The organism is Campylobacteraceae bacterium (genome assembly GCA_013215945.1).
Taxonomy (GTDB): domain Bacteria; phylum Campylobacterota; class Campylobacteria; order Campylobacterales; family Arcobacteraceae; genus NORP36.
The window spans coordinates 137,458-155,948 of the sequence record JABSOM010000003.1 but is presented as its reverse complement, the minus strand read 5'-3'; the positions used below and the strand labels follow the sequence as shown (position 1 = coordinate 155,948).

Here is an 18,491-nt window from a genome sequence, read left to right as displayed (position 1 = left end):
TTATTTCCTTACAATATGTATATAATTAGGAGTCATAGGAAAATCTTCCCTTCTTAATGTAGTAATACTTTTAAAGCCTACATCCTTGAAGTCTTTTTTTAAGTCTTCTTGTTTTAAACTCTTTTTTCCTTGTAAATTTAAAAATAAAAAATAAAAGAAACTTGCTTCATCCATTGTATTGTTCTGCTCTTCCATATGGCAAGTAATTAAAACACCTTTGGGATTTAATGCATCGTATATTTTTTTTAGCAAATTTTTATTATCTTTTATAAAATAAAAAATATTACTGCACCAAATAAAATCGTAGCCTTTTCCAATATCATCTTCTTCAATATCACCACTTATCACGCTAACTCTATTTTCTAAGTCATACTCTTTTATATGTGTTTTAACTACAGTGGTAACTTCTTTATAATCAAAACAAACTGCTGTCATAGATGGATGATTTTTCACAAATTCTAAACTAAGTATTCCAGAAGAGCATCCTAAATCTAACATCTTTTTAAAATGTTTAAACTCTTTTAATTCTTTTACAATATTTAAAGAAATAGGTGAAATAAGGTTAAGTTGTTCTTGTTTTAAATTCTTTTTGGCTGCTTTTGCCCATACTTCTGGATGCTTTGCATTGCTGTTGTCTTCATTCTCTTTTAGTATTAAAGAAGATAACATTGTATTGGCTTTAGATAATAAGTCTTTTCTATGCAAAAACAAATCCCCACAATAGTTTTTTTTGCCCGCAGTGAAATATGTTCTTGACAGTTTTGTATTTACATAGATATTGTTCTCTTCTTTTATAAGACCTAATAAATCTAAACCCTCTAATAATATTTTCGTATTGTTCTTATTGCTTCTCATATGTTTTGCTAATGTAATATAGCTGTGTTCTTTTTCCTCTAAAGCTTTAAATAATTCAAAGTTCAAAGCTATGCTTAAGAGTTCAACTTTTTGCTGAACCAATAACATTTGTAAATAGGTATTAATATTTTTTGTCATTTATATTCCTAAAACTTATACGCTAATTGAACGCCAAATTCTTTATCATCGTTATACACAGATACCGTTCCATTGAGATAAACATTCGTTGCATCGTGTTTTTGATCAAATACATTTTTCCCATAAAAGTAGATTTCATAATTTTTACTTGAATACCCTACTTTTACATTAACCACCTCATACGCTTTTTGAAAATATTTATTCGCAGGATCAAAATATGTTTTTCCATATCCAGCTAAATCAACTTTAGTAAAGTAACCACTAACATTTTCATATAATACTCCTAAGTTAAAATTATATTTAGGAGCAAAAGGATTAGTATTCCCACTGTAATCATTGCTATTATTTTTGTACTCTTTGAAAATAGTTTTATTTAAAGCACCATTTGCAAACAGTGTTATATCATCACTTACAAAAGCTTGCACTTCAAGCTCTAGACCTTGAGATTTTGCTTTTGCTGCATTTGTTGTATAGGGATTATTAGAGCCATCTCTTAACTCAACTTGCATATCATTTATATTCATATAATAAAGAGATGAATTAAATATTACGCTGTTATTAAACAAATATGTTTTATATCCTAACTCATAAGAAGTCAATTCTTCTTCAGTAAATTTTTTCTCATCTTGCAAAGATACAAAAGCATTAAAACCTCCACTTTTATAACCTTGTGCTAGAGTAAAGTACATCATTGATTCATCATTAAAATCATATAAAAAAGAAAGTTTAGGAGAGATGTTTTTAAAATCTTTTTCAAGTTTGATAGTAGAAGAGGCAAGGATTAAATCTTTTTTTTCATAGTCATATCTAAGACCAGCACTTATGCTAAATTTATCATTTATTCGGGTAGTTACATTGCTATAAATACTATATGTTTTTGAGTTTAAGTACTGTAACGAACTCATTCCTAAGGGAGCCATCATTGTTACTCTTTTAAAATATATATCATCTTTTTCTTTAGAGAAATACACACCTGCAAGTAACTTTGTATTTTTAAAATTCTTTTCTAATTTAAACTCTTGTGAAAAAGTATCAAATTCATAGTCTCTGTAAATATGTGCCATGTTTGTAGCACTTAAATCAAGATCTAGTGCAGCTTTTTCTTTATAATTACGTTTTGCAGTAATTGATGTAAATTTACTAGTATTATTAATATCATAATCTACTTTCAAAGAATAGTTTCGCTCTTTAGGTTTAGAATAACCTATTAGGTTTGAGCTTACTTCTACATTATTTTCTTGCCCTGCTTTTGCCCAATCTAAAGAACCATCATTTCTTTTACTATTAGAAACAACAAAAGAAATATCCAAGTTATCTAAAGGAGTAAATCGTAAATTAATCTTTTGGAAATCACCTTCTTTATTGTTTTCCTTTTGATAACTATTGGTATTTTTTATAAAACCATCTTTTTCTTCATGCTTTAAAGCAAGGCTTACATAAAACTTATCTTTAATGATGGGGAAAGAAAGATTCGCTTGATATTCTTTTTTACCCTTATTTGCAATAATAACTGAGAGTTTAGCTTTTGATTTATTATTTGGTTTTTTACTAATTATATTGATTACTCCAACTTCGGAGTTATTACCATATAAAGTACCTTGAGGACCTTTTAATACTTCTATCCTCTCTACATCCAATAAAGCATTTGTATAACCAAAACTACTCATTACAGGCACACCATCAAGATATAAACTAACAGGAGTAGAGAAAGAACTAATGTTTCCTGATATTCCTCTGATTGAAGGAGTTATTAAGCCCTCTTCTCCTGTATTAAAAAGTAATAAACCAGGGGTATATAAAGCAATATCATCAAGTTTTGTTATTGTATTATTCTTTAATGTTTGTGCATTAAATACATTTATACTCATAGGAATTTTTTGTACATCCTCTATGCTTTTTTGGGCACTTACTGTAACTGTGTTAAGATTTTGAGTATTATTAGCTAAAAGATTACTGCTTAAAATAATACTTGTTATTGTTAATAATGTTTTACTTTTAAGGTCTATCATTATTCTTCCTTTAATTTATTTTTAATTGAAATTATTATATCTTGGATAAAAATGATATTCAATATCATTAATATGCTAAAAGGTTTTATTTCTATTACAAAAGGAAAAACATGTGTAAACTTAACTTAGAAGAGATATTGTTAGATAATATTTCCTCCAATGAAAATATTTTAGAGAATACCTTTCCTAAAAATATAGGAAAAGACTATATGGAAAAACTGCATATTCAAGAAGGACTTTTATTATTAAAAACCCATTTTGAATTTCTAAAACCAACGAAAATAAAAACAAATCAACATGAAAAAAAGTTTGTTATAACATTTGGATTAAAAGGTTATTCCAATTATAAAAGCTCTGGTAAAAAAGAAATAATAGAATTTAAGGAGGGATTTACTACCATCTCTCTTTTTGATGGTTCCCAAGGCATTAGAGAGTTTACTAGCAAAAAAGTTGAACAAATTAGATTAATAGTAAATGAAGATTTTTTACAAAAAAATTTTGAAAATACTATTTTAAATAAATATGGAAATCATAAAAAACTTAATCTGATTGATTTTTCCCCTACAAGTGTAAAGAGTGAAAGAATTTTAAATGAAATCTATGCCCATTCTAATAACAGTGAAATTAATAAGCTATTTTTACAAAGTAAAATATTAGAACTCTTATATTTAGAAATAAATAAAATATCTGCAACAAAAAATGCAATCAAACTAAATACTTACGATAAACAACAAATACTTAAAGCAAAAGAAATACTTCTTCAAGATTTACAAAACCCACCCTCAATTGTTGAGCTTGCAAAAATTGTATGTATCAATGAGTTTAAATTAAAAAAAGGCTTTAAACAAGTATATAAACAAAGTCCTTATCAATTTTTAACAAAATATAAATTAACAAAAGCAAAGTATTTATTAGAAGAGGGAGAATATAATGTAAATGAAGTAGCACACTTAATGGGATATAAATATTCAAATAACTTTTCAAATGCATTTTTTAAAGAGTTTAAAATAAACCCAAAAGAGTGTATTAAAAATATAAAATACTACTCTTAAAGAAAAAGGAAGCTATTCCTTTTTCTTTAAATATATATAAGTGTTTAACACTTATTATTATCAAGATTCTTTAAGAACTCAACTGTCATACGAACACCAGCACCTGATGCTCCAATAGGATTGTATCCCCAAGCATGAGTTACATAAGCAGGAGCAGCAATATCAAAGTGTAACCACTTGTTTTTATTCTTTTTGGTAATAAACTGATCCAAAAATATTCCAGCTGTAATAGCTCCACCTAACCTGGTTGTTCCAAGATTAGCAATATCTGCAATATCTGATTTAATTAATTTTCTAAGATGTCTGTTAAAAGGAAGATTTGTTGCTAACTCTCCTGCTCTTAAAGCAGTACCTACAGCAGAACATTTTAAAGCAATATCATTTCCCATAATAGCAGTAGTATATTGTCCAACACCAACAACAGCAGCACCAGTTAAGGTTGCAAAATCAAAGATATAATCTAAATCTTCTACTTGTTCTTGTGCATAACATAAACAATCAGCTAATACAAGTCTTCCTTCTGCATCTGTATTTTTAATTTCAATACTTGTTCCATTTTTTGCAATTAATACATCATCTGGTTTATAAGCATCTCCACCAATCATATTTTCAACCGCACCAATAATTCCATGTACTTCAATAGGTAGTTTTAGTAAAGAAACTGCATTTAAAATTCCTAGTACTGCACATCCTCCACCTTTATCGGATTTCATACCCAACATTCCATCTGCTGGTTTTAAAGACAAACCACCTGAATCATAAGTCAAACCTTTTCCAACCAATACGATTTTTTTCGTAGCATTCTTTGGTTTATACGTCAAATGAATAAGTTGTGATTCATGTCTTGAAGCACGACCTACGGCTAACATAGTATGCATTTTGTTATTATCTAAATAGTCTTCTCCATAAATCTTCACAGATACATCGTCATTTTTAGCTATTTTTTTAGCTTCACGGCTCATTGTTTTTGGGAAAAAATCATTAGGAATAGTATTTACAAAGTCTCTTACTTTATTAACAGAAGATGCAATAATTACCGAGTCTTCTAAAATATTAACTAAAAGAGTTGTTAATTTTTTACAGACAATTGTTAATTTGATTTTAGTTGATTTTTCTTTTTTTGCTTTATATTTTGAAAATTCGTACTCACCTAAAAATGCACCCTCAACAAGGGGTTTTAAAATGTTTTCATCATCATTTTCTAAAAGAACTTTTGCGCTTGTAAAAGTAGTTTTTTTAAGCTCTTTAATAGCAGATGATATAGCAATTGCAATACCATCATAAGAATTATCTTCACAACCAACATATATTTTTTGTTTTTCAAGTAATAAAACCACTTCTTCGTCATGTGCTTTGAAGTTTACTTTTTCTAATAACTTTATATCATTTGATTTATTTAAGTTTGTAGGCGTAGTGATAATAATTTCTACATCTGCACTTATTTTATTAATATTTTTATCATTTAAATTAATTTTCATTTTCTTCCTTTTTTTTAGTCATTTTATTAAAATAGTATATTATGCTTCCACCAAAGATTAAAGCAAAAGGTAAAGCGAAATACCAATGCTCTTTAGCCCAATGAAGAACTACTAATATTTCTTCTCCAAAATACCAAGCAGGTACTATAGTAATAGCAGCCCAACACCAAGCAGAAATAAGATTTATAAAAGCAAACATTTTAGCACTGTATCTTGTAAGCCCTATTGAAATAGGGATAATAGTTCTCATTCCATACATATAACGCTGCATAAAAATTATAGGCCAACCATATTTTTTGAGTAACAAATGAGAGAGGGCAAATTTACGTCTTTGACCTCTAAATTTTTTATGAACATAAGCTTTATTAAAACGTCCAATATAAAAATATATTTGGTCCCCTGCAAAACCACCAAGACCTGCTATAAAAACAGCCATATACACATTCATATCACCTGTATGAGATAAAAGTCCAGCCATTATTAAACCAGCTTCCCCCTCTAAAATACTCCATGCAAATAAAATCACATAACCATAGGTTTTTAATAAATATACAAATTTATCAGTAAATCCATCTACTGGTGCTTGATATAAATTGTAGGCTAAAAAAGAAAAAAATGTTATCACCACTAAAGCTAAAATTTTGCCTGAGTGTTTTTTAAAAAGTCTTAATAAATTATTCAATATTACGCCTTAGTCAAAGTTTAGTAAATCTTTTGCTTGTACCATATCTTTATCTCCACGTCCGGAAAGATTAATAATTATAATTTTATCTTTAAATCTTTTTTGTGCTTTTTTCAAATACGCAATTGCATGAGCACTCTCAAAAGCAGGAATAATTCCTTCTTTTCTACTTAACCATACAAAAGCATCTAAAGCTTCTTGATCCGTAATAGAATCATATTCTACTGTTTCTAACTCTTTGTGATAAGCATGCTCTGGCCCAATTCCTGGATAATCCAAACCAGCAGAAATACTGTGAGCTTCTAAAATCTGTCCTTCTTTGTCTTGCAATAAATAAGAGCATTGACCATGCAGTACACCTGGTGTTCCTTTTGCAAGTGAACAACCATGTTTATCCGTATCTATTCCTAAACCACCTGCTTCTATTCCAATACAAGTCGTTTCTTTATCTTCTAAAAAATGTGAAAACATTCCAATAGCATTAGAACCTCCACCAATACACGCAATTACATAATCAGGCAAACAATTTTCTTTTTGAAGAATTTGTTTTCTTGCTTCAAAACCAATAATAGCTTGAAAGTCTCTTACCATCATAGGATAAGGATGAGGCCCTGCAACTGTACCTATAATATAATATGTATCTCTGGCATTTGTAACCCAATATCTAATAGCTTCATTCATTGAATCTTTTAGTGTTTTACTTCCAGATTCAACACTAACAACTTTAGCACCTAAGAGTTTCATTCTGAATACATTTAATTCTTGTCTTTCAACATCTTTTGCACCCATAAAAACAGTACACTCTAAACCAAGTAATGCAGCAATAGTAGCCGTTGCAACACCATGTTGCCCTGCCCCTGTTTCAGCTATTACTTTCTTTTTACCCAAACGTTTTGCTAATAAACCCTGGGCTATTACATTATTAACTTTATGAGCCCCAGTATGATTTAAATCTTCTCTTTTTAAATATACTTTTGCACCCATTTCTTCTGAAATATTTTTTGCATAATATAATGGATTTTCACGTCCGACATAATCTTTTAATAAAGCATTAACTTCTATCCAAAAATCTTTATCAAAACGAATACTTTTATATTCTTTTTCTAATTCCAATAAAGCTGGCATTAGCGTTTCTGGTACATATCTTCCACCAAACTTGTCAAAATGTCCATTTTCATCGGGATCAAATTTTGATGCTTTTGGAAGATAGAAAAATTCTCTGAATTCTTCTTCTAAGTTATTGTTTTGATTATTCATTCTTCTATCCTATTTTTATATATTTAAATCTCTAACACAGAGTATACAGGTGCATGTTTGCTTACAGCTTCACTTCCATTTAAAAAAGTCAAGTTCATAATAAAACAAGATTCTACTAAAAGGGCATTTACATTGTTTATTAATTTAGCAGCAGCATTCGCAGTTCCACCTGTTGCAATTAAATCATCAATCATTAATACTCTTGCATTAGGTATGTCTTTAAAAGCATCTAAGTGTACTTCTACCTCATCAAAACCATATTCCAATTCATATTTTTCACATACAGTAGTAGAAGGAAGTTTTCCTTTTTTACGAATTGGTACGAAACCGATTTTTAATCTATCAGCAAGAGCTGCTCCAAAAATAAAACCTCTGGCATCAATTCCAGCTATATAATCTAAATCATATGTTTTGTAACGTTCTTCTAAATGATTCATCAATACTTGGTAGGCTTCTTTATTGTTTAATAAAGTCGTAATATCTTTAAATACTATGCCTTTTTTTGGAAAGTCTTGTATATCTCTTATTGAGTCACTTATTATTTGTTTGTCTGCTTTACTTAAATTCACTTTTTACCTTTTTTGCTTTTTAACTTTTACTTCTCTTCGTATGCTGTATCAATAATGTGACAAATAGTATGTCCAAATAAAATATGCATTTCTTGAATACGTGGAGTATCATTTGAGGGTACTATTAAATTCACATCACAGTATTCATTCATAGCTCCTCCATCACGTCCAGAGAAACCAAGAATTCGGCATCCCATTTCACGTCCCAGTCTAAAAGCAGAAATCACATTTTTAGAATTCCCAGAAGTTGAGATTCCTAATAGTAAATCCCCTTTATTAGCCAAGGATTCAACTTGTCTGTCAAAAATTCTCTCATATCCATAGTCATTTCCAATAGCTGTTAAAGCAGAAGTATCAGTAGTAAGTGCAATACCAGGTAATCCACGTCTTTCTGTTTTATAACGTCCTGTTAATTCTGCTGCTATATGTTGTGCATCAGCGGCGCTTCCACCATTTCCAAATAACAGTATTTTATTACCCGCTTTTAAAGTATCCACTGCTAATTTAGCAGCTTCTTCTAAAGGCCCTTGCATAGTATTTATTACATTAGTAATTGTTTCTAAATGTAAATTAAATTCATTTTTAATAATGTCTTTCATTTTAGAGCCTTATTTATTTTTGATTTTTTCAATGAGTTTTGTTGTGCTTTTGCCTTCAACAAATTCAACCAATCGTGTTTCTTTTGCAATATCAGAACCAACTACTTCTTTACCTTCATAATCAGCCCCTTTTACAAGAGTATGAGGCTGTATTTTTTTAATAAGTTCATATGGCGTATCATCATTAAATACCACTACATAATCAACACTCTCTAACGCACTTAACATATACGCTCTGTCATCTTCTTCATTTACAGGTCTGTTCTCACCTTTTAAAGCTCGTACTGATGCATCAGAATTTAATCCAACAATTAATACATCTCCAAAAGATTTAGCAATATTTAAATAAGAAACATGTCCCTTATGTAAAATATCAAAACAACCATTGGTAAAAACAATTTTTTTGTTTTTTAAGGCAAGACGTTTTGTAAGATTTTCTATTTCATCTTGTGTTTTAATATGAAGTTCAATGGAGCTTTTTGAGATACTTGATTTATAATCTTCTATTTCATCTAAACTTACTGTTGCAGATCCAAGTTTTCCTACAACTACACCAGCTGCTAAATTAGCAAACTCAACTGCAATTTCAATATCATCTTGTAAACACAAAGCAAAACCTAAAGAAGCAAGTACGGTATCCCCTGCCCCAGTCACATCATAAACTTCACGTGCAACTGTGGGTTTGGTAATCACATTATTGTCTTTTAAAATAGCAATACCATCTTCACTTAAGGTAATAACAGAGTATGTTAAAGCTGCTATATCTTTCAGTCTTTTTAATGCAAATTCCAAAGTATCGCTAGAATCAATCTCAATTCCAGAAGCAATTTGTGCTTCTTTTTTATTAGGTGTTAATAAATAAGCACCCTTGTATTTAGAATAATCTGTTCCTTTTGGATCTACTAATACTTTTTTATCGTATTTACTTGCGTACTCAATAATTTCTTTTGTTAACGTATCAGTTAAAACACCTTTTCCATAATCTGATAATAAAATAATGTCATAACCATTAATAATTTCTTGAAATTTAGAAAATATTTTTTTTACTGACTCAAAAGATATATCATTTTTACTTTCATGATCATATCTAACAATTTGTGACTTAGCAGCCATAAGACGTGATTTTTTAGATGTTTTTCTTCCTGCTTGTTCTGTTAAAAAAGACTTAGCACCTGTTTCATCTAAGATATATTTTAATTCATTTGCAACAGCATCATTTCCAACAACAGAAAGTACTCCTACTTCTGCTCCTAAAGAAACAAGATTATTAATAACGTTTCCAGCCCCACCTAAAACAGTAGTTTCGCTTTTAATATCAACTACAGGAACAGGAGCTTCTGGAGAAATACGCTCACAGCTTCCCCATAAATAATGATCAATCATTAAATCCCCAATAACTAAAATCGAGGTTCTTTTATTACTTTGTAAAATACTTTCAATCATTATTTCACCTCCGTTGTATATAAACGTTTAATCTCTTCTATATAAGCTTTAATCCCATCTTCTAGCTCATATGCTGGTTCATATCCAATATCAGCAGTAGTAGCACAAATATTTGCTTCTGTATGAAATTGGTATTGGCCAATAAAAGGATTAGGAATATAATTCGTACCTAAACTAGTACCTAAGTTTTCTTGTAAAAGATCAGCTATGTCTTGAAAAGATCTTGCTTTTCCAGTACCTACATTATACACACCAGAAACACCACTTGAAGCTGCTTTAATATTAGCCTGAATGACATCTTCTATGTAAACAAAATCTCTTAAAATCTTATCACTGCCTTCAAAAAGTTTAGGTGTATTACCTGCAAGTATTTGATGGCCAAATTGTACAACAGTAGAAGCTGTTTTATTTTTGAAAAATTCTTTTGCTCCATATACATTAAAGTAACGCAATCCAATAATAGAAATACCTAGGTCTTTTTTAATATAAGTATCTGAAATATTATCCATCATTAGTTTTGAGAAACCATAAACATTTCCAGGTGCTTCATCCCCTGGAGTTTGTGGAGATGAAGCATCTCCATAAGTAGCAGCTGATGAAGCATAAATCATGTGGGCTTTGTGTTTAATAGCAATTTTTAATAAATCTTCATAAGCATTCACATTGGTTTTAATCATTAAATCTTGTTCTTCTACCGTAGTATCAGAAATAGCCGCTTCATGAAAGATATAATCAAAGTTATAGTCGTATTTTAAAGCTTTTAAAAGTTTCCTATCATTGATATCACCTGAGATTACCGTGCCATTAAAACCAAGTAGGTTTTTATAATGTCCAAAACTTTTTAGATTACCATTTGATAATGTAGCTGTTGAACGAAAACAATCAAGAGCAATGATATTGGCTTTTGGATAGTTGTCTTGAAAATAAAAACATAAGTTAGAACCAATGAAACCTGCTGCCCCTGTAATTAATATAGTCTTGTTATTAAAATCTGTATTTGTATATGTCATAGTTTATCCAATTGTTTAATATAGTAAATATATTATCCAAAAAATCATTATGACTTTATAATAAAAATATCTAAATTGTAATATACTCAGGTCATGAAAATATTAAGCTTCATTCTATTTACTTTTTTATCACTGTATTCTTTTCAAGTAGAGATTGAAAGACCCAATCAATATACCAATCAAGATGTAAGTGGTTGGGTTATGAGTGAGAAACTAGATGGAATAAGAGGTTATTGGAATGGAAAAGAATTCTTAAGTAAAAATGGCAATAAAATCTATGCACCTGCTAGTTTTACTAAAAACTTCCCTTCTTTTGAACTGGATGGGGAATTGTGGACAAAAAGAAATGATTTCTCAAATATTCAAAGCATTGTTTTAGATAAAACTCCGTCAAAATACTGGAAAGAAATCTCCTATAATATTTTTGAAGCCCCAAATGCTAAGGGTAATTTTCTAGAACGTGTTAATAAAGCAAAAAATTGGTTTAAAAATAATCCCAATTCACAAGTACATATTATTGAACAAATAGTATGCAAAAACAAAAAACATCTATACGATTATCTTAAAAAAATTGTTTTATTAAAAGGTGAAGGTGTAATAGTAAAAGACCCTAATTTAGAATATATTAAAACAAGAACAAATAAAGCCCTAAAAGTTACTATGTTTTACGATACAGAAGGTAGAGTTGAGAAAATAAATTATGGTAAAAACAATACAATGCGTTCTTTATTAATAAAACTAGAAAATAATGTGACGTTTAATTTAGGAGGTGGCTTTAGCAAAGATGAGAGAGCAAATCCCCCTTCTGTTGGTGATATCGTGACTTTTAAATACTATGGTCTAACTAAGAATAAAAAACCGCGTTTTGCTTCTTTCTTACGAATAAGAAAAGAAGAATAGTTCACATTAATACTTTTAAAACTAATTTTTAATAATACTTTTTATATCAGCAATAGAATTACAAACATATTGTGCCAAAGAATCTTTTTCAATAAAATCATGCCCTGATTTTACTTGAATGGTATTAGTTATCCCTGCATTTAGAGCACATTTAATATCAGAACTTTTATCCCCAATTAACCAAGAATTATCTAAATCAATACTGTGATTTTTTAAAATATTATCGATCATTTGTGTTTTTGGTTTTCGGCACTCACATTCTTGATTTGGGGCATGAGGACAAAGCTCTACTTGTGAAATGTTAATATTATGTTTTTCTAATTTTTCTAACATCCAAGAAGTAAGAATATCAAAATCTTTTTGCGTGTAATATCCTCTTCCAATTCCAGATTGATTCGTAATAATAAAGAGTTTGTAATCCAAAGATAATAAATACTGCAAAGAAGAAAAAAGACCAGGAATAAATTCAAAATCTTTTATCTTATGCAAATAGTTTTTTTCAATATTAATTACCCCATCACGGTCTAAAAATACAGCTTTTTCTAACAATTAAGCTTCTTTACTTTTATCATAAAAATAATTTGTGGCTTCAACAAAACCATCAACGCTTCCACAATCAAAGCGTGTACCTTTAAATTTATATGCTAACACTTTACCTTGTTTTGCTTGAGCTAAGAGCGCATCGGTAATCTGAATCTCGCCACCTTTTCCAGGCTCAGTTACTCTTAAAATATCAAAAATATCAGGTGTTAAAATATACCGTCCAATAATTGCTAGATTGGAAGGTGCATCTTTTGCTTCAGGTTTTTCAACCATATCCGTAATTCTAAAAATTCCCTCTTCTATTTCAGTACCTGAAATAACACCGTATTTATTTGTTTTATCCATAGGTATTTCTTCAATAGCTACAATTGAGCATTTATATTTGTCATATAATTTTGTCATTTGAGATAAAACACCAGCTTCTCCATCCCTATTATCACATAAATCATCTGCTAATACTACAGCAAAAGCTTCATTTCCAATAAGTGTTTCTCCTGTTAAAATAGCATGTCCTAGACCTCTCATCTCTACTTGCCTAGTATAAGAAAATGTACACTTATTCAAAACAGAACGAATTTCTCTTAATAAAGGTTCTTTTGATGTTCCTTTAATTTGATGCTCTAACTCATAAGAAATATCAAAATGATCTTCAATCGCACGTTTTCCACGCCCAGTAACTATAGCCATAGTATCCATACCAGCTTCTAAAGCTTCTTCAACAGCATATTGAATCAAAGGTTTAGTAAGTACGGGTAACATCTCTTTAGGCATGGCTTTTGTAGCAGGTAAAAAACGTGTACCATATCCAGCAGCAGGGAATAAACATTTGGTAATTCTTTGTGAATTCATTAATACTCTTTTATTTTTTTAAGATTATAACAAAGATAGACTTAGGAGTATACTAACAATATAGATAGTTTAGTACAAGGGGTAATTTCGTGAAACAATACCTGCTTCATTTAATTTTGTACATAAAGTACTAACATTAGGAGTAATCAACAAAACAATTTCTTTAGTTAACGTTGTATTTTTAACTTCAATAGAAATACAAGTACTATCTCCATCAACAAAAGAAACTTTTTTATCTTTCACCGTCCATAAAGTTTCGTTCAAAGTTATAACATCCGATATTTTATCAACAGAGCCCATACTTAAAGAATAACTTTGCAAAGAAGAAATAGTAGAAACAATATCTTGTTTTAAAACAGCAACATCTGCCATTGATTTAGCATTAAAAAACTTAGGCAAAGCAATACTAGCCAATGCTGAAATAATTACAATCACGAAAATAAGTTCCAAAAGAGTAAAAGCTTTTATTGATTTGTTATGCATTTGAGGCCCCAGTATAATAATATTTAAAATTATATCATAGGGAAGATTAGAAAGTAATCTATTTTAATAAAAAAGTTTAGGCTAATTTCTAACTAAGCATTTGCTTTATCTTTTAATATTACTCTAAACTCTTTTCCCATTCAAATGCACTTCTACAGATTAAGTCTAAATCATCATATTTAGGATTCCACTTCATTTTTTCTTTAATTTTTGTATTATTAGAAACTAGAACACTTGGATCTCCTTCTCTTTTTTCACCTTTTAGTACTGTAAAGTTTGTATCACTAACATTCTTTACTGCTTTAATAATTTCTTTTACTGAATACCCATATCCATAACCTACATTAAAAGTATCACTTTCATTATCATCTAAATAATCAATTGCCAAAATATGTGCAGAAGCTAAATCATCAACGTGTATATAATCTCTAATACATGTTCCATCTTTTGTATCATAGTCCTCTCCAAAGATAGTAATTTTATCTCTTTTATGTAAAGAGGTTTTTACAACTAATGGTATTAAATGTGTCTCTGGATCATGTCTCTCTCCAATACGTGGTAAAAGTTTTTTATTCTCTTCATAAAAAACATCTGCACCTGCGACATTAAAATATCCAAATATTACATATTACTATTTACAGAAACAACATCTTTAATTATATTTTCGCTCATTAATTTTGAGCTACCATATGGATTTATAGGTTTCGTATCAAAATTCTCATCAATTATTCTTGAACCCTTTATTTGACTAAAATCAGGTTCTCCATAACATGCGGCTGTTGAAGAAAATATAAATTTTTCTACATTAAACAAAGCAGCTAGATTAATTAAATTTGCTGTATTTACAGTATTATTCATATAATACTTACTAGGATTAGACATAGACTCGCCTACTATACTATATGCTGCAAAATGTATTATTGTTTCTATCTTATTATTTTTAAAAATTTCTTCAATTTTTTCAAAGTTTTTCAAATCTACATTTATGAATTTAAAGCTGTAAATTTCTTTTAAGCTATTAATAGCCTCAATCTTTCCAGTACTAAGATTATCTATTACAATTATATCTTCTTTTTTTTCTAATAATTGTTTAACAACATGGGAGCCAATATAACCAGCTCCTCCCGTTACAAGAATTGACATATATTTTCTTATTAAAAATTTGTTTATATTCTAAATTAAAGCTTATGAATTTAGCTTATGCTCAAATTCAGGCACAATTTCTTTTAGTTTCACTAAAGGAGTAGAAGAATTAATTAACTCTTCAATTTTTGTATTTAATTCATTAATATCAAAAAAACTAGGACTAGCAACAGTAATAGATTCATAGGCTGTTTTTTTATCAGAATCATTTATCAAAAGTTCTTCATAAAGTTTCTCACCAGCTCTTAACCCGCAAAATTCAATTTCTATGTCATCTCTACCAGACAATACAATCATTTTTTTGGCTAAATCCACTATTTTAATAGGTTCACCCATATCAAGAATAAAAAGCTCACCACCTTTTCCAATACTCGCAGCTTGTAATACCAATTCACAAGCTTCTGGTATTAACATAAAATATCTCGTAATATCAGGATGGGTTACTGTAATATTTAAACCAAGTTCAATTTGCTTTTTAAACTTAGGAATAACAGATCCAGAAGAACCCAAAACATTCCCAAAACGAACAGCAACAATCTCTGTATCTTGTGAGTCTACATTTTGAGCATAGAGTTCACATATTCTTTTAGTAGTGCCCATTACATTTGTAGGACGTACCGCTTTATCCGTTGAAATTAAAACAAACTTTTTCACTCCAAACTCAATAGCTAAATCAATACAGTTCTTCGTACCCGATATATTATTTGTAATTCCACTTAAAATATTATCTTCTACCAATGGCACGTGTTTATAAGCTGCTGCATGAATCACCATATCAGGATGATACTTTTCAAAAGTCTCTTTTAATATCTCTTTATCAACAACAGACTTCATAACCGATACATGATTAAAGTCTTTTAATTCTTCACTAATACTATAGAGATTAATCTCACTGTGATCAACTAAGATTAACTGTTTAGCATTAAAATGTACACATTGTCTAGATATCTCAGAACCAATACTCCCACCAGCTCCTGTAATTAGAATAGTTTTATCTTCAATAAAATGCTCAATTTGTTTTTGATCCAAGTCAGCAGGATGCCTAGCTAAAAGATCTTCAACCGTAATATCTTTTAATTGTTTTGAAAAACTTTCTTTCTTTAAAATATTTTCTAAAGATGGAAGTATTTTAATACTTTGAAACTTACCTTCCATCTCATTATAAATAGCATTGATTTCTTCTTTTGAAGCAGAGGGCATTGCAATAATCATAATATCAAAATGATCTGTTTTATATTTTCTTAAATACTTCTCACGTGATAAAATAGCTAACCCATCAATAGATCTATTTTGCAGAACCTTCTCATCATCAATAAAACAAACCACTTTATACTCAGAAGTTGAAAATTCATTTTCAAGCTGTAATCCCGCTTTTCCAGCCCCATAAATAACAATATTCTTAGACTTAAATGTTCTTGATCTATTAATTAAAAAATTATAAGCATACATTAAAAAAGAAATAGAAAATATATATAAAAACAACTCAGATAAAATAAAAGATATTCTATATTCTCCATAAAGAAAAGGCATATAGACAAAAAAAGCAGCTATATAAACAATACTTTTAATCAAAAAAGATCGAGAAGACGTTTTAGACCAAGACAAAGAATAATCTTTTAAAATCAAAAAAGAGCAAACAAAGCGAACAATAACTACAAGTATAATTAGAGAATAATCAAAAGGTAATTTAAATATAAAAAAAGACCAAGAAAATGTAATACAAGTTAATACAATAATTACCAATAAATTTAATACCCGTTTATCTATACTAAACATTATTTATTTAAACTCTTTCTAATAACATCAGATATTATCGTAACATCATCTTTAGTCATAATGGTCGAACTGGGTAAACATAAACCACGTTTAAATAATTCTTCACTAGTTCCATCCAAATATGTCTTTGAGCCTTTAAATAAAGGTTGTAAATGCATAGGTTTCCACAAAGGTCTTGATTCTACATTAATTTTATCTAATGCTTCCATTATTTTATTGGGAGAAGTTTTTCCAAATACCAATGTACTTAACCATCTGTTTCCTCGAGAGTTTTCAAGTTCTGGCATAAAAGTAATTTCTTCTATATCATTTAAAGACTCTTTATACCAAGAAAAGATTTCTCTTTTTTGGTTCACACGCTCATCTATCACTTCCATTTGAGCTACCCCTATAGCAGATAAAACATTTGACATCCTATAGTTATATCCATACTCATTATGTTCATAAAATATTTCATTTTCTCTTGCTTGAGTTGAGTAAAACATAGCTTTTGTAATATATTCTTTATTCTTGGAAACCAACATACCTCCACCAGAAGTTGTTAATATTTTATTACCATTAAATGAATATATTCCAAAGTCACCGAATGTCCCAGTATGTTTGCCATTAAAGGTAGCTCCTAAAGACTCAGCCGCATCTTCTATTAAATAAATGTTATGTTCTTTACAAATAAGAACGATTTTCTCAATATCTGCACATTGACCATATAAATGAGTAAGAATCAACGCTTTAGGTTTTTTAGCACAGTTTTTTAAATACTCTTCTAGAAGTTTAGGTGAAATATTCCAAGATTCTATATCACTATCAATAAATACTGGATTGGCACCTTGGTACAAAATTGCTGAAACAGAGCCAATAAACGTAAATGTTGATGCCAATACATCATCATCTTCTTTAATCCCTAAAATTCGAAGTGCTAAGTGTATGCCAGCCGTTCCAGAAGATAGCGCGATTGCATTTTCACTTTTCGTATATGTTTTTATACTGTCTTCAAACTTATTCACAAACTCGCCTAAAGGTGCAATATAATTGCTTTCAAATACTTTTTTTATATATTTAAGTTCATTTCCACTCATATGTGGAGCAGATAAAAAAATTCTTTCTTTCAATTTAATTCCTTTATTATTTTGCAAGGATTGCCATAAGCTAATTTATTATTGGATATATTTTTAACAACTACTGATCCGGCACCTATAATGCAATTTTCATTAATACTAATGCCTTGAATGACACTTGCACCAATACCAATATGTGAAGATTCACCAATATATACATTTCCTGCAAGTGCAACCTTCGGAGAGATATGTGCAAAATCACGAATAGTATTCTCATGCTCAATTAAACAAGAAGAATTTAGTATGACGGCTTTACCAATCTTGCTACCTGCATTAATAACAACATTTGGCATAACTACAGTAGCTAAACCAATAGATACAGAAGGTGAGATAATAGAACTTGGATGAATTAAAGTAACAAGATTAAAATTAAAATCAAGAACTTTTTCAAACAAAAGTTTTCTTGTATCATTTGCTCCAATTGCCAACGCTATTGGTATATTATTTTTAAGTTTTATGTCCTCAAAAGGCAAAAAATCATTTTCACCATCATCTACAAATATAATATCATTATATCCACAAGCGCTAGCAATATCAGCTACAACCAAACCATGACCACTAGAACCATAAATATAAATACTTTTTTTCAT

The 18,491-nt window shown here is 29.4% G+C and carries 17 protein-coding genes and 1 pseudogene; 2 read left to right on the top strand and 16 right to left on the bottom strand.

The features are described from left to right. Both HRT41_04345 and HRT41_04340 read right to left on the bottom strand, forming a co-directional pair. Positions 1-993 carry a class I SAM-dependent methyltransferase gene (locus tag HRT41_04345; protein NQY23237.1) on the bottom strand — a complete coding sequence of 331 codons (993 nt, stop codon included), beginning with the start codon at positions 991-993 and terminating at the stop codon, positions 1-3. Positions 994-1,001: 8 nt separating this feature from the next. Beyond that, the gene (locus HRT41_04340; GenBank protein ID NQY23236.1) at positions 1,002-3,002 is read right to left on the bottom strand and encodes a TonB-dependent receptor; all 2,001 of its coding nucleotides are present in this window, start codon (positions 3,000-3,002) and stop codon (positions 1,002-1,004) included. A 110-nt stretch (positions 3,003-3,112) separates the two neighbouring features. On the opposite strand from HRT41_04340, the gene HRT41_04335 reads away from it, so the two are divergent. Continuing rightward, a complete protein-coding gene (locus tag HRT41_04335; protein ID NQY23235.1) occupies positions 3,113-4,054 on the top strand; it encodes a helix-turn-helix transcriptional regulator in 942 nt (313 codons plus the stop codon). A 44-nt stretch (positions 4,055-4,098) separates the two neighbouring features. On the opposite strand, the gene HRT41_04330 is transcribed toward HRT41_04335, so the two are convergent. From HRT41_04330 to rfaD, 7 genes are read right to left on the bottom strand one after another with little or no spacing between them, the layout of a single operon-like run. After that, positions 4,099-5,532: a leucyl aminopeptidase gene (locus HRT41_04330; protein ID NQY23234.1), complete on the bottom strand. Its 1,434-nt coding sequence runs from the start codon at positions 5,530-5,532 to the stop codon at positions 4,099-4,101. After that, positions 5,522-6,214 (bottom strand): DedA family protein, encoded by a 693-nt coding sequence (locus HRT41_04325; protein ID NQY23233.1) that lies wholly within the window; start codon positions 6,212-6,214, stop codon positions 5,522-5,524. The genes HRT41_04330 and HRT41_04325 overlap by 11 nt, the downstream gene beginning before the upstream one ends. Before the next feature lie 9 nt (positions 6,215-6,223). Further along, the gene (trpB, locus tag HRT41_04320; protein ID NQY23232.1) at positions 6,224-7,471 is read right to left on the bottom strand and encodes a tryptophan synthase subunit beta; all 1,248 of its coding nucleotides are present in this window, start codon (positions 7,469-7,471) and stop codon (positions 6,224-6,226) included. 23 nt (positions 7,472-7,494) lie between these two features. Further along, a complete protein-coding gene (locus HRT41_04315; protein ID NQY23231.1) occupies positions 7,495-8,040 on the bottom strand; it encodes an adenine phosphoribosyltransferase in 546 nt (181 codons plus the stop codon). Between the two features lie 26 nt (positions 8,041-8,066). Beyond that, a complete protein-coding gene (gmhA, locus tag HRT41_04310; GenBank protein NQY23230.1) occupies positions 8,067-8,639 on the bottom strand; it encodes a D-sedoheptulose 7-phosphate isomerase in 573 nt (190 codons plus the stop codon). Positions 8,640-8,648: 9 nt separating this feature from the next. Then, complete coding sequence (gene rfaE1, locus HRT41_04305; GenBank protein ID NQY23229.1) at positions 8,649-10,082, bottom strand: D-glycero-beta-D-manno-heptose-7-phosphate kinase; 1,434 nt, start codon at positions 10,080-10,082, stop codon at positions 8,649-8,651. Then, on the bottom strand, positions 10,082-11,092 hold the full coding sequence (rfaD, locus tag HRT41_04300) for an ADP-glyceromanno-heptose 6-epimerase (GenBank protein ID NQY23228.1): 1,011 nt from the start codon (positions 11,090-11,092) through the stop codon (positions 10,082-10,084). Before rfaD ends, rfaE1 begins: the two co-directional genes overlap by 1 nt. A gap of 93 nt (positions 11,093-11,185) precedes the next feature. Here rfaD and HRT41_04295 point away from each other — a divergent pair, with 93 nt between their 5' ends. After that, positions 11,186-11,992: a DNA ligase gene (locus HRT41_04295; protein NQY23227.1), complete on the top strand. Its 807-nt coding sequence runs from the start codon at positions 11,186-11,188 to the stop codon at positions 11,990-11,992. 21 nt (positions 11,993-12,013) lie between these two features. On the opposite strand, the gene gmhB is transcribed toward HRT41_04295, so the two are convergent. From gmhB to HRT41_04260, 7 genes and pseudogenes are all read right to left on the bottom strand, one after another. Further along, positions 12,014-12,541: a D-glycero-beta-D-manno-heptose 1,7-bisphosphate 7-phosphatase gene (gmhB, locus tag HRT41_04290; protein NQY23226.1), complete on the bottom strand. Its 528-nt coding sequence runs from the start codon at positions 12,539-12,541 to the stop codon at positions 12,014-12,016. Further along, the gene (gene galU / locus HRT41_04285; GenBank protein NQY23225.1) at positions 12,542-13,384 is read right to left on the bottom strand and encodes a UTP--glucose-1-phosphate uridylyltransferase GalU; all 843 of its coding nucleotides are present in this window, start codon (positions 13,382-13,384) and stop codon (positions 12,542-12,544) included. Positions 13,385-13,453: 69 nt separating this feature from the next. After that, positions 13,454-13,867 carry a prepilin-type N-terminal cleavage/methylation domain-containing protein gene (locus HRT41_04280; GenBank protein NQY23224.1) on the bottom strand — a complete coding sequence of 138 codons (414 nt, stop codon included), beginning with the start codon at positions 13,865-13,867 and terminating at the stop codon, positions 13,454-13,456. A 118-nt stretch (positions 13,868-13,985) separates the two neighbouring features. Further along, positions 13,986-15,010 (bottom strand): annotated as a pseudogene (galE, locus tag HRT41_04275) (UDP-glucose 4-epimerase GalE). Between the two features lie 42 nt (positions 15,011-15,052). Further along, positions 15,053-16,786 (bottom strand): polysaccharide biosynthesis protein, encoded by a 1,734-nt coding sequence (locus tag HRT41_04270; GenBank protein ID NQY23223.1) that lies wholly within the window; start codon positions 16,784-16,786, stop codon positions 15,053-15,055. Further along, complete coding sequence (locus HRT41_04265) at positions 16,786-17,895, bottom strand: aminotransferase class V-fold PLP-dependent enzyme (GenBank protein ID NQY23222.1); 1,110 nt, start codon at positions 17,893-17,895, stop codon at positions 16,786-16,788. The genes HRT41_04270 and HRT41_04265 overlap by 1 nt, the downstream gene beginning before the upstream one ends. After that, positions 17,892-18,491, bottom strand: a complete 600-nt coding sequence (locus HRT41_04260) for a NeuD/PglB/VioB family sugar acetyltransferase (GenBank protein ID NQY23221.1) — start codon at positions 18,489-18,491, stop codon at positions 17,892-17,894. Before HRT41_04260 ends, HRT41_04265 begins: the two co-directional genes overlap by 4 nt.

Excerpts from the sequence above, each read along its gene's own strand:
- HRT41_04345 (NQY23237.1), bottom strand. The coding sequence starts at position 993 with ATGACAAAAAATATTAATACCTATTTACAAATGTTATTGGTTCAGCAA.
- HRT41_04340 (NQY23236.1), bottom strand. The coding sequence starts at position 3,002 with ATGATAGACCTTAAAAGTAAAACATTATTAACAATAACAAGTATTATT.
- HRT41_04335 (NQY23235.1), top strand. The coding sequence starts at position 3,113 with ATGTGTAAACTTAACTTAGAAGAGATATTGTTAGATAATATTTCCTCC.
- HRT41_04330 (NQY23234.1), bottom strand. The coding sequence starts at position 5,532 with ATGAAAATTAATTTAAATGATAAAAATATTAATAAAATAAGTGCAGAT.
- trpB (NQY23232.1), bottom strand. The coding sequence starts at position 7,471 with ATGAATAATCAAAACAATAACTTAGAAGAAGAATTCAGAGAATTTTTC.
- gmhA (NQY23230.1), bottom strand. The coding sequence starts at position 8,639 with ATGAAAGACATTATTAAAAATGAATTTAATTTACATTTAGAAACAATT.
- rfaE1 (NQY23229.1), bottom strand. The coding sequence starts at position 10,082 with ATGATTGAAAGTATTTTACAAAGTAATAAAAGAACCTCGATTTTAGTT.
- rfaD (NQY23228.1), bottom strand. The coding sequence starts at position 11,092 with ATGACATATACAAATACAGATTTTAATAACAAGACTATATTAATTACA.
- HRT41_04295 (NQY23227.1), top strand. The coding sequence starts at position 11,186 with ATGAAAATATTAAGCTTCATTCTATTTACTTTTTTATCACTGTATTCT.
- galU (NQY23225.1), bottom strand. The coding sequence starts at position 13,384 with ATGAATTCACAAAGAATTACCAAATGTTTATTCCCTGCTGCTGGATAT.
- HRT41_04280 (NQY23224.1), bottom strand. The coding sequence starts at position 13,867 with ATGCATAACAAATCAATAAAAGCTTTTACTCTTTTGGAACTTATTTTC.
- HRT41_04270 (NQY23223.1), bottom strand. The coding sequence starts at position 16,786 with ATGTTTAGTATAGATAAACGGGTATTAAATTTATTGGTAATTATTGTA.
- HRT41_04260 (NQY23221.1), bottom strand. The coding sequence starts at position 18,491 with ATGAAAAAAAGTATTTATATTTATGGTTCTAGTGGTCATGGTTTGGTT.